This is a genomic window from Streptosporangium canum (genome assembly GCF_900113865.1).
GTDB lineage: Bacteria > Actinomycetota > Actinomycetes > Streptosporangiales > Streptosporangiaceae > Streptosporangium > Streptosporangium canum.
The window spans coordinates 58702-71333 of the sequence record NZ_FOQY01000010.1; the positions used below are offsets into that span (position 1 = coordinate 58702).

Annotated in this window: 16 protein-coding genes; 7 read left to right on the forward strand and 9 right to left on the reverse strand. The window is 66.6% G+C overall.

The genetic code is table 11. The annotated features are described in order from the left end of the window. The first annotated feature begins 42 nt into the window (after positions 1-42). A complete protein-coding gene (locus BM085_RS16785; RefSeq protein ID WP_093887910.1) occupies positions 43-1365 on the forward strand; it encodes a hypothetical protein in 1323 nt (440 codons plus the stop codon). Positions 1366-1614: 249 nt separating this feature from the next. Here BM085_RS16785 and BM085_RS16790 read toward each other — a convergent pair whose 3' ends face one another. Then, entirely contained in the window at positions 1615-1974 is a 360-nt protein-coding gene (locus BM085_RS16790; protein WP_218158732.1) for a hypothetical protein, read from the reverse strand. Between the two features lie 241 nt (positions 1975-2215). Between BM085_RS16790 and BM085_RS16795 the strand changes: the two genes are divergently transcribed. After that, entirely contained in the window at positions 2216-2419 is a 204-nt protein-coding gene (locus tag BM085_RS16795; RefSeq protein ID WP_093887911.1) for a hypothetical protein, read from the forward strand. Positions 2420-2459: 40 nt separating this feature from the next. Here BM085_RS16795 and BM085_RS16800 read toward each other — a convergent pair whose 3' ends face one another. Further along, positions 2460-3074 (reverse strand): restriction endonuclease, encoded by a 615-nt coding sequence (locus BM085_RS16800; protein ID WP_177245139.1) that lies wholly within the window; start codon positions 3072-3074, stop codon positions 2460-2462. Between the two features lie 284 nt (positions 3075-3358). Here BM085_RS16800 and BM085_RS16805 point away from each other — a divergent pair, with 284 nt between their 5' ends. After that, positions 3359-4243 (forward strand): hypothetical protein, encoded by an 885-nt coding sequence (locus BM085_RS16805; protein ID WP_143120963.1) that lies wholly within the window; start codon positions 3359-3361, stop codon positions 4241-4243. Then, positions 4236-4757: a PIN domain-containing protein gene (locus BM085_RS16810; RefSeq protein WP_093887914.1), complete on the forward strand. Its 522-nt coding sequence runs from the start codon at positions 4236-4238 to the stop codon at positions 4755-4757. Before BM085_RS16805 ends, BM085_RS16810 begins: the two co-directional genes overlap by 8 nt. Before the next feature lie 47 nt (positions 4758-4804). Here BM085_RS16810 and BM085_RS16815 read toward each other — a convergent pair whose 3' ends face one another. The 4 genes from BM085_RS16815 to BM085_RS16825 form a co-directional block, all read right to left on the reverse strand. Next, positions 4805-5263: a GNAT family N-acetyltransferase gene (locus tag BM085_RS16815; RefSeq protein WP_245789358.1), complete on the reverse strand. Its 459-nt coding sequence runs from the start codon at positions 5261-5263 to the stop codon at positions 4805-4807. A 332-nt stretch (positions 5264-5595) separates the two neighbouring features. Beyond that, on the reverse strand, positions 5596-6027 hold the full coding sequence (locus BM085_RS45920) for an SDR family NAD(P)-dependent oxidoreductase (RefSeq protein ID WP_245789359.1): 432 nt from the start codon (positions 6025-6027) through the stop codon (positions 5596-5598). Continuing rightward, positions 5940-6368, reverse strand: a complete 429-nt coding sequence (locus BM085_RS45925; protein WP_245789360.1) for a hypothetical protein — start codon at positions 6366-6368, stop codon at positions 5940-5942. Before BM085_RS45925 ends, BM085_RS45920 begins: the two co-directional genes overlap by 88 nt. 221 nt (positions 6369-6589) lie before the next feature. Further along, positions 6590-6892 (reverse strand): nucleoside triphosphate pyrophosphohydrolase, encoded by a 303-nt coding sequence (locus BM085_RS16825; protein ID WP_093887915.1) that lies wholly within the window; start codon positions 6890-6892, stop codon positions 6590-6592. A 194-nt stretch (positions 6893-7086) separates the two neighbouring features. Here BM085_RS16825 and BM085_RS16830 point away from each other — a divergent pair, with 194 nt between their 5' ends. Then, positions 7087-8052 (forward strand): HNH endonuclease family protein, encoded by a 966-nt coding sequence (locus BM085_RS16830; protein ID WP_218158733.1) that lies wholly within the window; start codon positions 7087-7089, stop codon positions 8050-8052. 378 nt (positions 8053-8430) lie between these two features. Here the strand turns inward: BM085_RS16830 and BM085_RS16835 are convergent, their stop codons facing one another. Next, positions 8431-8667 carry a DUF397 domain-containing protein gene (locus BM085_RS16835; protein WP_093887917.1) on the reverse strand — a complete coding sequence of 79 codons (237 nt, stop codon included), beginning with the start codon at positions 8665-8667 and terminating at the stop codon, positions 8431-8433. Continuing rightward, positions 8664-9521, reverse strand: coding sequence for a helix-turn-helix domain-containing protein (locus BM085_RS16840; protein WP_093887918.1), 858 nt, complete (start codon positions 9519-9521; stop codon positions 8664-8666). The genes BM085_RS16835 and BM085_RS16840 overlap by 4 nt, the downstream gene beginning before the upstream one ends. A gap of 334 nt (positions 9522-9855) precedes the next feature. Here BM085_RS16840 and BM085_RS16845 point away from each other — a divergent pair, with 334 nt between their 5' ends. Next, positions 9856-10356, forward strand: a complete 501-nt coding sequence (locus tag BM085_RS16845; protein WP_093887919.1) for an ATP-binding protein — start codon at positions 9856-9858, stop codon at positions 10354-10356. 195 nt (positions 10357-10551) lie between these two features. Beyond that, entirely contained in the window at positions 10552-10869 is a 318-nt protein-coding gene (locus BM085_RS43110) for a hypothetical protein (RefSeq protein WP_143120964.1), read from the forward strand. A gap of 103 nt (positions 10870-10972) precedes the next feature. Here the strand turns inward: BM085_RS43110 and BM085_RS16850 are convergent, their stop codons facing one another. Continuing rightward, positions 10973-12346 carry a plasmid pRiA4b ORF-3 family protein gene (locus BM085_RS16850; protein WP_143120965.1) on the reverse strand — a complete coding sequence of 458 codons (1374 nt, stop codon included), beginning with the start codon at positions 12344-12346 and terminating at the stop codon, positions 10973-10975. Positions 12347-12632 lie beyond the last annotated feature (286 nt).

Here is a 12632-nt window from a genome sequence, read left to right on the forward strand (position 1 = left end):
TAGCGGCCCGGCACACTGACGTCCGACACGGGAGGTGGGGCCATGGCACGGGGCCTGGGCAGGAACGCGGTCCGGCAACTGCTCGGGCTCAGCGTCTGGGAGATCGAGCTCGCGACCACGACCGGCCTGCTCCGGCGCCTTCCCGACCGGACCTTCGATCCCGTCTCCGTCAGGGCGGCCGAAGCCGACATCGAGCACTTCCGGCGACTCCTCGCCGCGGAGCGCCGCTGCACCATTACCGAGGCGTCGGCCAGGCTCGGCGTCTCGGCCGACCGCTTCAAACGGATCACTGCCGCCGCCGGTCTGGCACCCGTGGCCACCGAGCAGATCCGGAAGTACGGCCAGACCCTCACCGTCCGCTACTACCGTGCCGCTGATGTGGACGCTCTGGCCGACCACGTCCATGCGGACGCTGAGCTACGCGCCGCCGCGCGGGCGGTCTCTCGCTCTGAGGCCGCCAGAAAGGCCGTCCAGACCCGCAAGCTGAACCTCGCACGCGCCGTCGTGGCCCGCGCGGAGATAGAGACGACCAAGCCCACCCTCGACGCGGACTGCGTACGTGTCCTGCTGTGGGCCGCTGCGCTGATGGCCGCCGCCGGCGTCTGGCCGGGGCCTCTCAGACCCCTTCAGCGCATGGCGGACCCCCGCGTCCCACCGCTCACCGAGATGCTGCGCGATGCCCGCCTCTCTCGTACCGAGCTGGAGGCGATGCTTGCCGAACTCACCCCGAGATCAGTGGAGCTCATCCGTCTCCTGGTCTCGCCCCGGGACGCGGAACAGGAGCTGGGTGTGCCCATTGAGATGATCCCAGCCGAGCTGCCCCAGTTCGGCGGCCACCTACTGGCCCCCCTCCTCCGCGAGGCGGCCTCCTCACCTCCTGCATGGCTACTGCGGGCGCGTGCGGAGGTGGAGTTGCAACGAGCCGTCCACGCGGAGGAGCGGCGTGCCGCCGAAGAAGCCTCCCAGCGGCGCCGAGCCGAGCGAGCCGCCGTCGACCAGGCCACCCGAGCGGCCTCCCGGCTGTCCGACGAGTCTGTGGCCGAGATGTTCGGCATACCCGCCGACGTGATCCGGCGGCTCCGCCCGGCAAGCGGCCGTTGGGCGGCCGACCACGTCGCGGGACTGCTCCGGAAAACCCCGCCGTGGCTGCGGGACGAGTCCGCGGCCCGGGCGGAGGCCGACCGTCGCCGTCACCGCGCCGAGCGGAAAGCCGCCCGGCGGCTCTCCTGGCGCGCCCTCTGGGCTGAGGCGCTCGGCGTCCCCCTCGACCGGGTCCCCGATTCGGTCGGACGACCCACCCGCGCGGCGATCGAAGCCGTCAGACGCGAGCCGCCCCGGTGGGCGCGCGAGGCTCCACCTGGCTGAAACGTACCTGTCTCTCCGCTTCATGGGCCGCCGCAGCCGTCCGGAGCGACCGAGAACCGTGGCCACCCATCGAGGGCGCGCGGCTCGGCATGGTCCTTGCCGGAATACTCGGTTACCACAACATCTCCACACGATCCCGGCCGTAAGGCTCGGCTGTCACGATGCCCGTGTGATCCTTGTGGGCAGCGTCGTTCTGGTCGCGCCGCCCGGCCACCATGCTGCCCGTACGATCCCCGCCGTGCGGCCCGCCTACCACGGTGCCTCCGCGTAGTCCTTGAGGAAGACGCCCTGCACCGGGTCGCCCGCCTCGCCGCGCACGATCGGGTCGTAGACCCGCGGCACCACGAACTGTCCCTCCACCGCCGACATGTTCACGATGTACCGGCATGGGAAAGGCGCGGTGAGCAGCAACGGCAGCAGCCGGTCGATCAGCAGGAACGGCGCGACCGCGTTGACCACCTGGACCTCCGGCAGCTCGGCCGGCTCCCCCATCGATCTCTCCGAGATGGGAGCGTCGATCACCCGGTCTGGACCGCCCATCGCGGTGGCCACCAGCGCCGCGGCGGCTGTGAGAGAAAGCGCGACGGCCAACTGCGCTACAGCCCCCACGCAGAACGGCTCAGTTTCAAACCGGCACTGTGTCCACCCTACCGAGAAGATAAACCCATTTTTGATCATTTGCCGGACTCCGGAGGGCGGTGTTAGGGGCGGGAGGAAGGACCACAGATTGCCCCGATTACGTCATCCTTCGAGGTAGACGCGTTCGAGGAACGCCCCTCGCTCAGCCCTCTTGGCCTCGGCGACCTTCTCGATGTCCGCCCACGAAGGGAGCCGATCGACAAAGTGATGCATGCTCTCGTTCCAGGCTCTGCTGGCAGACTCGGCTTTTACGAGGATCACGCTGGTCCAGGGGGACATCACCACGCAGAACGTCAACGCCGTCGTCAACGCCGCCAACTCCTCACTCCTGGGAGGCAGCGAGGTCGACGGGGCGACCGCCGAGAGCCTCAAGGACGGCACGGTGCAGGCGATCCTCAACCGGCTCCGCCGCTGATACCTGGACGAGCGGCCCATAAGCTGACCCGGTCAGCCCCTCATCCTGCGTCCTCAAGGCCCAGGTCACTCTCAGGAGGGGGCGATACGGGCCGGCGCAAAGGCCATGAACCACCGGTTGCGCGCGCTGACAGAGCAAGGGCAAAAGATCCGGTCAGCCAAGCGGCGAGTTGCTCACGATCGATCAGGATCAGGTCCGTTCCCACCGCACACTGTTTGGCCGGAGCGGTGAAGTGCGCCGTGGCGACGAGAACCCCACGGTGATCTGGATAGGCGTGGAGGGCACCGAGGAGGTTACGTACCTCAGGAGAACCGACGGATTTGGTCCAGCGCTTGCACTGGACGACAAAGCGGTCTCCAGTGGGCGCGGTTCCGATGACGTCGACACCGCCATCACCGCTGCCGCCGATCCTGTGGACCTTGTGGAACCCGTCACGCTGGAGCAGGGCCTCGACGAGGGATTCGAACTGAACGCCGGTCATACGGTCGACACGTTCAAGGTGAGCATTTTCTCTCAGCCATTCCCGCTGCCGGGCGTCGATCATTCGACGCCGGACCACGAGCATGCCGACCAGACCCGCCACCAGCACGACCGCGAGGCCGAGAACCAGTGGCCAGTTGGCGAGGACCAGGTCAATGAACCATTTGGCGACCACTACAAGGACGATGGCGGCGACCAGCCAAGGGAACCAGTCCGCGTTGCCCTTGCGACGGCGTGGTCTCCGTCTGGCCGGTGTACGGCGTCTTGCCATCGGCAGACCTCCGGGGGCGAGGTTGGAGAGTTACCGTCGATTTTGACGACGAGGACTGACAAATTTCGAGGATGTCCCGAGGTTCGACCTTTTTTGGCAGAAGCGATCACTCGGACTCGGCTGACAGTTGATGATGCTGACGTGGCGCTCGACCGGGCCGCAGATCCCCTACTGCCGAGGAGCCGATGATGGCGCAGCGCGAACGACGGCCCAGGCTGATGGTCCTGCCACGCCAGCCCCGTTACGGTGAAGTCATGAGTGCCAATGCGTTGGAAATCCGCCTCCGCGAGGGGAGAGATCGGGTTGATCTCACGCGGTACACCGATACTCTCGCTCAAGTCCAGCATGCGCTGAATGAGATCGATCATGTCTTCGCTCGACAGAAAACGGCCAGACCAGAGTGGATCGTGCAGGACCTTGGCCATGATGACCAAGAGCTCGTTGTACGCCTGACCGCCAGGGAAACTCCGCGCCGCGACTATGCCTCTCTGCTTGCCTCTATCCACGCGCTGGTCTCCGGAGTAGAACAGCTTCAGGAGACTCCCGAAGTTCCCCAGTACTACACCGCAACAACTGTCGAGCGGCTACTGAAGATCGGAAACCCCGGCAAAGGCATCCAGGAAGTCTCTTTCGCCACGGTCAACGACGCGGTAGGTCCGCATTTCCCCGTATCTGAACCTGTTCGCGAACATGCCCGGCTCGCCGTGACCGGAACACAGACCTCCCTCGGGTCGGTAGCCGGCTGGATCGACCAGATGAGCGTGCGTCGCCTGAACAAGGGCGTGTCCTCGGTGAGCCTGTTCGACCCCTCAACGCGACGAGCCGTCCTCGGACGACTTCCTGCCGAGATGCAGACCGTTGTCGAGAGCATGTGGCGTAAGCGGGTACTGGCTCGTGGAACGATATGGCGCAACGATCGGGGACAGGTGGTGAAGATCGAAATCGAACACCTAGAACTCCTCCCCGAAGAACCAGAAGCGCTCGCACCGGTTTCAGAACTGCTAGGGATCGCACCGGACTGGCTGGGCGGTCAGAGCGTCGACGACTACATCCGGGAGGTCAGGCGTGCCTAGCCTCCCTCGCATATATCCCGACGCCAACGTATATCTCGACTTGATCACACGTAATGAGGACATCAACAAGAGCACGGGCGAGGAACGGTGGCGCAGCGCAGTCGCCCTATTCGATGGAATCTTCGCCCGAGAGGCCGAGATGGCCGCCTCTCCTCTGATCGAGGCCGAGGTCCTTTGCAACGGCAACGCGCGCCTACGCCAGGAACGCTCTGAGAAAGTACGCGAGCGACTCCGAACGTGGTTCATTTCGCCTGGCACCATATGGGTCGACATAGACCGATATCTCGTCCGCGAAGCCGTTTGCCTTCGCGATGCTTACGGATCACAACACGAAAAAGGCTCGAAGCCCTTCGGCGCAACCGACGCACTGCATCTGGCAGCCGCGCTCCGCGCGAAGTGCGGCTACTTCATGACATGCGACGATGGCTTCCCCCTTGGGCAGACCATTGAAGGAATGAAGATCATCCGTCCCGATATCGTGTGGCAGGAAAAACTACGACTGGAGATGGAGTAGCGGCCCAACGGCTCTGCGGAAAGACCATCCCCTCCCCTCCGGCGCGATCAGGCGGGTCGCCACACGTATCGGATATCCGGCTCGCGTTCCTCGTTGTCCCGCCCGTCGGTCCGCTCGACCGCGACGAAGCCGTGCCGTTCGTAGAACCGCCGGGCCGGCCCGTTGACCTGGAACGTCCACAACTCCAGCCCGTCCGGTCGGCGCTTCTTGGCCAGCGTGACGAGCTGGTCGCCGATGGTACGGCCACGCCAGAACGGATCCAGGTAGAGCTGGTCCAGATGGTCGCCGTCGAGCACCATCATCCTGACCACGGAACCCTCCGCGGTCGCCACCCAGGTTTCACGGGACGGCACGACCACCTGCAGGAACCACTCGCGCACCTTCTCGTCGGTGTGCGCCCGGCGGACCGTCGGCAGCGCCGCCATGTAGGAGCGCAGCCGCACCTCAGCCACTGCGGAGGCGTCAGAACCCTCCGCGCGCCGGATGACGACCTCGTTGATGTTCACAGTCAGGCACTGTCGCAGGTGAACGACCTCCGCGCATCCGAGTTTTCGGCGAGCTCTACGCCTGTCGAGCGGCCCGGTGCACGCTCCGCACGGCGGCGACCTCCGGATGCGGCGACGGCCCCGATGGCGCTGCTGGCCACCGACAGCCGCCCGGGCCGTACGGCTCTCGCCAGCGTCTTGACCCCCTGATCTCCCAGGCCCGCGGCCGAAACGTAGAGTTCCTCCACCCCATCCGCCAAGATCAGCCTCGCTGGTTCCGAGGAAGACCCCGTGCACTGGATGGCCCGCCTCGCCGCGCACAATCGGGTCGTAGACCCGCGCGGCACCGTCGATCACGTCCAGCGGAGTCCGGCGATCAGCACAAATCCCGGAACCGTCGACGCCCCCGGCGGGAGCTCGGATCGCTCGCCCTTGGCCAGGGCGGCATAGGCCGACGGCGGTCTGCGCAAGGTCTGGGCGGCGTTGTTGGCCAGGATGTCCAACGGGTCCCCGGACGCCAGAAACCGGTCGCAGAGCGCGATGACCTGCCGGGGGTCGCGCAGATCAATCCCGACGACCTCCAGACGCCCGGCCCAGTCGCCGGTTTTGGCGAACCTCCTGACGGCGTCGGCCGGAAAGCGGGTAGTGACCGTGACATGGGCACCGTCGCGGAGCATCTTCAGCGCGAGCTGGTGCCCTATCTTCGTCCGCCCCCCGGTGACCAGCGCCCGCCGCCCCGACAGGTCGGCACGGGCCGTACGGCGCGCGGCGTGGACGCCGCGCACAAGGGGCAGAGCAGGTGATACAGGCTGCCCACCCGGGTGAAGTGCTCCTTGCAGACGTAGCAACGCCGCGCCCTGCGCAGCTCTCCGGCCGGCTCCCCCACCGGTCTCTCCGAGATGGGAACGTCGATTACCCGGTCTGGACTGCCCATCGCGGTGGCCGCCAGCACCGCGGCGTCGGCCTCTTTCGCGACGTGATCACGGTCCTGCTTGTGGCGCTGCTGCCCATCACGGACCAGTGCGAGCGCCGCGTGCGCGATCCACCTGCGATCCGGATCGTCCAGCGGGAGCCTCCTGGCCTCGCCAAGCGCTCGCAGGACCGTCCAGACAGTCTCGGAGTCCACGTCATCCTCCATGGGGTGGGGGCCGGCTGGATTTCTCTTCCCCTGCCGGAGAAAGCGCGACGGCCGACTGCGCTACAGCCCCCCACACGGAACGGCTCGGTTTCGAACCGGCATGCGCGTTCACCCTACCGAGAAGATCAACCCATTTTCGATCATTCGCCGGACTCCGGAGGGTGGCGTTAGGGGCGGGGAGGAAGGACCACAGATTGCCCCTGATTACCTCATCCTTCGAGGTAGACGCGTTCGAGGAACGCCCCTCGCTCGGCTCGCTTGACCTCGGCGACCTTCTCGATGTCCGCCCACTCGTGCCCGTGCAGCGTGGCGATGGCCCGCAGCACTTCGAGCACGTCGGCGATCTCCTCGGCCACCTCGGTCGCCGCGGCCTCCCGCAGCTCAGCCGACTCCTCGAACAGCTTCTCCAGCAGCGCCCCGCGATACTCGGCCTCCCCGAGCACGGTCACCACCGGTTCCCCGCCGCGCTCCCGAATGATCTCCGGAATCCTGTCCCGCACGAGTTTCCCCACCTCAGAGCACTCCTTCACGCACGGATGGCCTCTTTCGGAAAACCCGGAGACTACCAGGCTCCTCCGTCGTGCGCGTTTCCCTGCACGAGCGGTGAAAATGGCCTGTATTTCGACAAATACACACCAAGGGTGGCGGTCGTCATATGGGGCTGGATCTCTCTCATTGGGAACAGAGCGCACGGTCCTCGTGGCGCATGGCCGTACTGATAGGGGCGAACAGCCGTACCTACAAGTTCGCCCTCGGCTCCGCGCTTCTGGACGCCGCCGCCGAAGGCCGGTCGGAGATCCTGCTCCGAGACCTGGCGGTGCCGTACGCGATGGAGTTGGTACGCCATCTCGGCCAGGCACCTCAAGTATCCCAGAAAGGCGAACTGGGAGAGAAGGACTTCCTCTCGGTAGCCGAGCGAGAGGCCGCTGAGTCGCTCAGGCTCGGGAGCCCCACCGAAGAGCTGCTGGCGGCGGCTATCGACTCGATGCCCAGGATGGTGATGCAGAAGTTCCACAACCTGCGTGGCGAAGGAGCGGAGGTGCCGCATCGCTTCTACGAGGTGACCGGCCGCTCCCACGAACGGGTCGTCCGGCTGAGCAAGGAACTCCGCGACATCGCCGGGTCGGAACAGGCCGCGACTCTGCGGGGCGAACTGTCAGCCCGCTGGAGCATCGTGGAGACGTCCTTCGCCATCGGGATCGGCCAGAGCCTGATCCGTGAGGGTGTCGTCGTGGACCTGACCACCCTGCAGATCACCGACCGACAGCGCCGCCGATCGGTCGCCGGCGTCACGGACGCGGTCATCGGCTTCCAACGCGGCCTCTGCCTGATCTGCGCGGAATCCATCACGCCGAACGACGACATCGCCGTTGACCACGTGTTCCCCTACTCGTTCATGAGGCTTCTCCGTTCCGGAGACCAGGACACGCCTCTGGACTTGGACGCGGTCTGGAACCTGGCCCCGACTCACGCGCGCTGCAACGGCCAAAAGAGCAACCGGCCACCCACGCGAGAGGAAATGACCAGGCTCGCACAGCGAAACGAAGCCATCATGCAGTCACCGGTCCCCCTCAAGAAGACCCTGGAACTGACCCTGAAGCACAACAAGCACAGCAGCACCCGGCCAGGCGAGTGGCACAGGTTCATCCAGCACGTACATGATCTACTTTGAGTCGCGCCGCCAACACGCGAGTGCTGGAGTCGGCTCCCGGGGCAAGGACAGCGTTCAGTTCATGACCGAGAGCCGAATGGCCGTGTCGCCTGCTGATCGTCCCGGCCCCCCTTCACCCCTGAGAGCACCAAGGCCACGCTTCTACCGAGGTGATTGGGAGCCCTACTGAGCTGCCATCACCTGCTGCCGCTCGTAGAAATCTCTGGGTTGCGCGGAGGCGACCGTCGATGAAGCAGCAGACCCTCCTCCGAGGTCACCAAGCTCTTCTCGCTCAACTCCCCGGAGGCTGCGGCGGACACCCGGGCCGCGACGCGGCGACGACGGCACGATGAGCTCATATGTACCGTCACTCCGCCTCGTCCAGATGGGCTCGCAAGCTCAAGGACGTCGGAGTTCGCCGCGTTCGATGCCGCCGGTGAAGGCGTCGTACTCGGCGTCGGTGAACAGGTGCGGGGCCTTCTCCGGGTTCTTGGAGTCGCGCAGGGCCACAATGCCTCCGTCCAGGAAGGCGATCTGAACGCAGTTGGTGCCGCCGCTGCTGAGGCTGCTGGTCTGCCAACGGGCGTCACGGAGCTGGGTCTCGATCCAAGCGGGGTCGAGGGTGTTCTTGTTCATGAGAGGTCCTTGGCGATCGTGGTAAGGAGCGGCAGCGACGCCTTCGGCGACAACGCATCGGACTTCAGCAGGTCACTCGTGGTGCGGTAGAGCCCGACGGTCTCGGGTTCGTTCAGGTGCAGGGAGGCGCGCAGGGACTCGACGCACACGAGATCGCGACCTGCGGGAAAAGTCATGATCATGAATGGGCCGTCCATTCCCGCATGGGCTCCGGCGGAGAACGGCAGGACCTGGATCGTGACGGCGGGGTTGGTACGGGCGAGGTGCATCAGGTGCTCGATCTGAGCGCGCATGCAGGCCCGCCCGCCGACTTCCTGGCGCAGCAGGCCCTCGGGAAGCACCGTCCAGATCTTCAGTGGGGGCCGGCGCTCCAGCATGGTGCGCTGATGCTCCAGCCGTAACGCCACGAAGTGATCGATGTCTTCGGGTGTCTTCCAGACCCTGCTGCCTTCGGTCACCGCCCGGGCGTACTCGGGGGTCTGGAGCAGGCCGTGGACGGCGAGAGGGTTGAAGACGAAAAGGCCGCTGGCACTCTCCACCTGGGAGAGGTAGTCGCCGAGCGGGTCATCGACCACCCCCTCGTAGCGCTGCCACCAGTCGACTTCACCGGCCCGGCGCACGAGGTCGCGGAGTTCTTCTCGCAGTCCGATGTCAGTGATGCCGAAGACCTCGAAGAAGTGGGGAAGCTGCTGGATCCTGAGCCCCTGCAGCCCGTTCTCGATCTTGCTGACCGTCGAGAGCGACTGGTATCCGAGGTGGCCGGCCGCTTCCTCTTGGGTCCAGCCGAGGGCTTCGCGGATGCGCCTGAGCTCCGCACCCAGGCGTCGACGTCGCGGTGTGGGTTCGACGGGCATGACTACCTCCTTCCTCGTGGGGAGCGTAGTGCTCGGAACAGGCCGAGGGAACGCTGTCTCTCAGAGGAAAATCTTTCTTCTAGGAATGACTTGCCTGAGGGGCGGCTTACGCTGCATCATCAAGGCGTGACAGCGACGAGTGTTCGTTCGGTCACAGAAAGACATGACCGCTGGCTCTGTCCGTACGCCCCCGTGAAGACGTTCCATGTGCGCCGCCGGTCTTGGAAGCACCGCTGACCTCAGGCTTTCCGACAGGGGAGACCCAAGCGAGCCTGCCGCGCATCTGTTGACCTGATCGCGGAACCGCCCCCAGACCCACCCGTTAGGAGCAACGATGCTCATCGGGCACGTTCCCGTCCCAGACCCCGGCGAGTACGGCAGGCCCCACAACCGCTTCCGGGTGACCGCCTGGTGTCTGCCTCCCACCAGCGCGGCCCGACGGGCCCGGGAGGTGTTCCGTGACCAGCTGGCCAAGCTGCCGCTGGCCACAGACGTGCTCGACGAGCTGGAGATCGTCACCTCCGAACTGGTCACCAACGCCACCCGCTACGCCCCCGGCCCCTACGAACTCCGCCTCCTGCACGACCACGGCCTGCCCGTCCGCGCCGAGGTCGTCGACGCCGGAGCCGGGGCCGCCCTGATCGCGTACCTCCTGCAGCGCCCGCTCCCCCTCCCCGAGCGCCTCGACGACCTTGAACTCGGCGGCCGGGGCCTGCGCATCGTCACCGAACTCACCCACGGGCGCTGCGGCGCCCAGTGGACCCGGCTGTGCGGCACCGGCCAACTCGGCACCGCCGTCTGGTTCGACCTGCCGTCCCCACCCCGCCAGCCCTAACCTCCCCCGACCTCCGGGCAGGCGGGATCATTCCCCACTTCTCCCCATCCCCCTGAACCCGGAGCTGGTCCACGTCTGACGGCTCCCCCGTGCCGAGCGTGGACCTTCCCAAAGGCCGGCGTCCATGGACCTGATCCCACCCTTGTCCTGGACGCCGGCCTCCCATCTCAGCCACAGAGAAAGCCGGTGGTTCTCATGGCCACGCCAGCGAAAGATCCCGGTCACGTCCGGCGAAGAGGCCACCGCCGTCGCGGGGCAGAGCCGGCACGCACCGACCCCCCTGGCGCGGAACCCGCAGCGAGCCCGGACAGCGCCACCGAACTGGCCCGCGACCTGGAGTCCGGTCATCCAGGATGGGTCATCCTCTGGCGCCGCTGGGCCCGCCGCTACTGGGCCTTCCCGCTCTGGATCGCCAACGCCCCCGAACCCATCGAAGCCGGACACGTCCAGGATCTACTGGCCCAGATGAGCGACATCGAACTCCAGCACTCACCGCCGGCTACCAACGGCTAACCCACACACCATCTCCCTGGACGCGAACCCCGCGGGCTCGTCCAGGAACCGGGGCAGCGCCTCGTCGATCATCAGGGTGGACATGTCCGGCGACATGGCACCGCTACGCGACTTCGGCCGACCTCAAACGCGCCGCCAGTCGCTTGTTGACGGCGTCCTGATCGAAAGGAACGGAGTCTTCGGGGTATTCGGGGTCATAGTGCTCGATCGGGTTGTCCCCCTTGCCGCCCACGCAGACCGGGTGGGTGACTTCATCATGGACCTTCTCCAGGACGATCTCGTGCTTCCAGCAGTCACCGAGATCGTAAATATAAGTGATCTTCGAGCGAGGTGACGGAAGCGCCCGGTTGATCCGGTAGGCGTACTCGTCGCCGCACTCCTCCAGCCCGTGGAAGGGATCGGCATACCTGCGTTTGGCGGTCTCGAACACGTGTAGGTGATCGTCGCCCCAGCCGAACAGGACACGGATCACTCCGTGCAGGCCTCCCAGGGTGAGGTTCTCGGGGACCAGAACACGCCGCCACAGCCCGCCGTACAGGGAGATCTTGAGCTGGTAGGCGGGAATCGGCGGCGGGGTGGACGGTAGCGCGGCCAGCAGAACAGCGGCATCGGGATGGCCGCTGTCGCGTACGGCGTCACGGGCGCCTCCGTCGACCACGTCACGCAGGATGTACCAGGCGTCGGTCACGCCGTGGCGCTCCAGTGCGGCCAGGGCATGGTCGGTCGCGATCCACCACAGGTCCCTCTGAGCGAGAGCGGGCCCATCGTCCAGGTCGGCGAGAGCCGACCTGGCATGCGCGCCGAGCACGGGATGCTCGCGCACTTCACGCCAGAGTGGCAGGGCGTACTCGCCGCGTTCGCCGATCACCTCGACAGCGCTGATCCGTCCGGCAGGGGTGGCATCCGCGGCGGCCAGCAGCAGTTCTCGAAGGGCGTCACGCGTGGAATCGACCCGGAACGGGTCGATGTCGAGCCAGCGCCACACCGGTTCCCAGATCTCCTCCTCGGGCAAGACCGCCAGCAAGCGCAGCACCTCAGCGGCGGGCAGGTCCCTGGTGATCGGCGGCGGGACCCGACGGCCGAGTTCGGCCCGCGCGTACTCCCCCAGAGGCGTGAGCGCCATGCGTCGGTCGAGCGCGCCGAAGTCGCGCAGGATCTCGACGACCCGATCAACGGGATGCACCATGACCTCTTCGGTCAGGTAGGGGGCGTCCCAGTCCCAGTCACCGCGCTGCACCATCATCTCGGCGACCACCTGACGCAACGCCTGCCCGAACGGCGGCGGCTCGGTGACCATCACGGTGAGCGTCACCTGGCAGACAATGCGCGAGTCGGCGTCACACGGATCGATCACCTGCGCCTGGAGCACCTGTTCCAGCGCCACGAACCAGGCCTGCGGGGTCGTCTCCGCCGGTGCCTCCACTCGTACGGCGCGGCTTCCGGAGATCGTGATGAATCCGGCGGCCAGTGCGGTCACCCACGGACGATGGACTGCGGCGATGTCGCCGGCTCGCCGGACCTTGGCCGGGCACGGCACACCCAGAGCCTCGGCGGCCTGCGGGACCAGTACGGGTTTGAGCGCACCGCCAGGGGTGACCGCCCGCCCGGCCCCCACCCAGACGGAAAGCGCGCGGGCGGCAGCGAGCGCGTCACAATGACCGGCATCAAGAGAGAGCTGAGGCGCCACACGCGTCAGCTTAAAGGCCAGACCCGGGCACATCAGGCGAACGACTGCGGCGGCCGCAAGGAGGCTTCGGGGATAC

Coding starts and splice junctions, on each gene's coding strand:
- BM085_RS16785 (WP_093887910.1), top strand. CDS start 43: ATGGCACGGGGCCTGGGCAGGAACGCGGTCCGGCAACTGCTCGGGCTC.
- BM085_RS16795 (WP_093887911.1), top strand. CDS start 2,216: ATGCTCTCGTTCCAGGCTCTGCTGGCAGACTCGGCTTTTACGAGGATC.
- BM085_RS16805 (WP_143120963.1), top strand. CDS start 3,359: ATGGCGCAGCGCGAACGACGGCCCAGGCTGATGGTCCTGCCACGCCAG.
- BM085_RS16830 (WP_218158733.1), top strand. CDS start 7,087: ATGGCCGTACTGATAGGGGCGAACAGCCGTACCTACAAGTTCGCCCTC.
- BM085_RS16835 (WP_093887917.1), bottom strand. CDS start 8,667: ATGAACAAGAACACCCTCGACCCCGCTTGGATCGAGACCCAGCTCCGT.
- BM085_RS16840 (WP_093887918.1), bottom strand. CDS start 9,521: ATGCCCGTCGAACCCACACCGCGACGTCGACGCCTGGGTGCGGAGCTC.
- BM085_RS16845 (WP_093887919.1), top strand. CDS start 9,856: ATGCTCATCGGGCACGTTCCCGTCCCAGACCCCGGCGAGTACGGCAGG.
- BM085_RS43110 (WP_143120964.1), top strand. CDS start 10,552: ATGGCCACGCCAGCGAAAGATCCCGGTCACGTCCGGCGAAGAGGCCAC.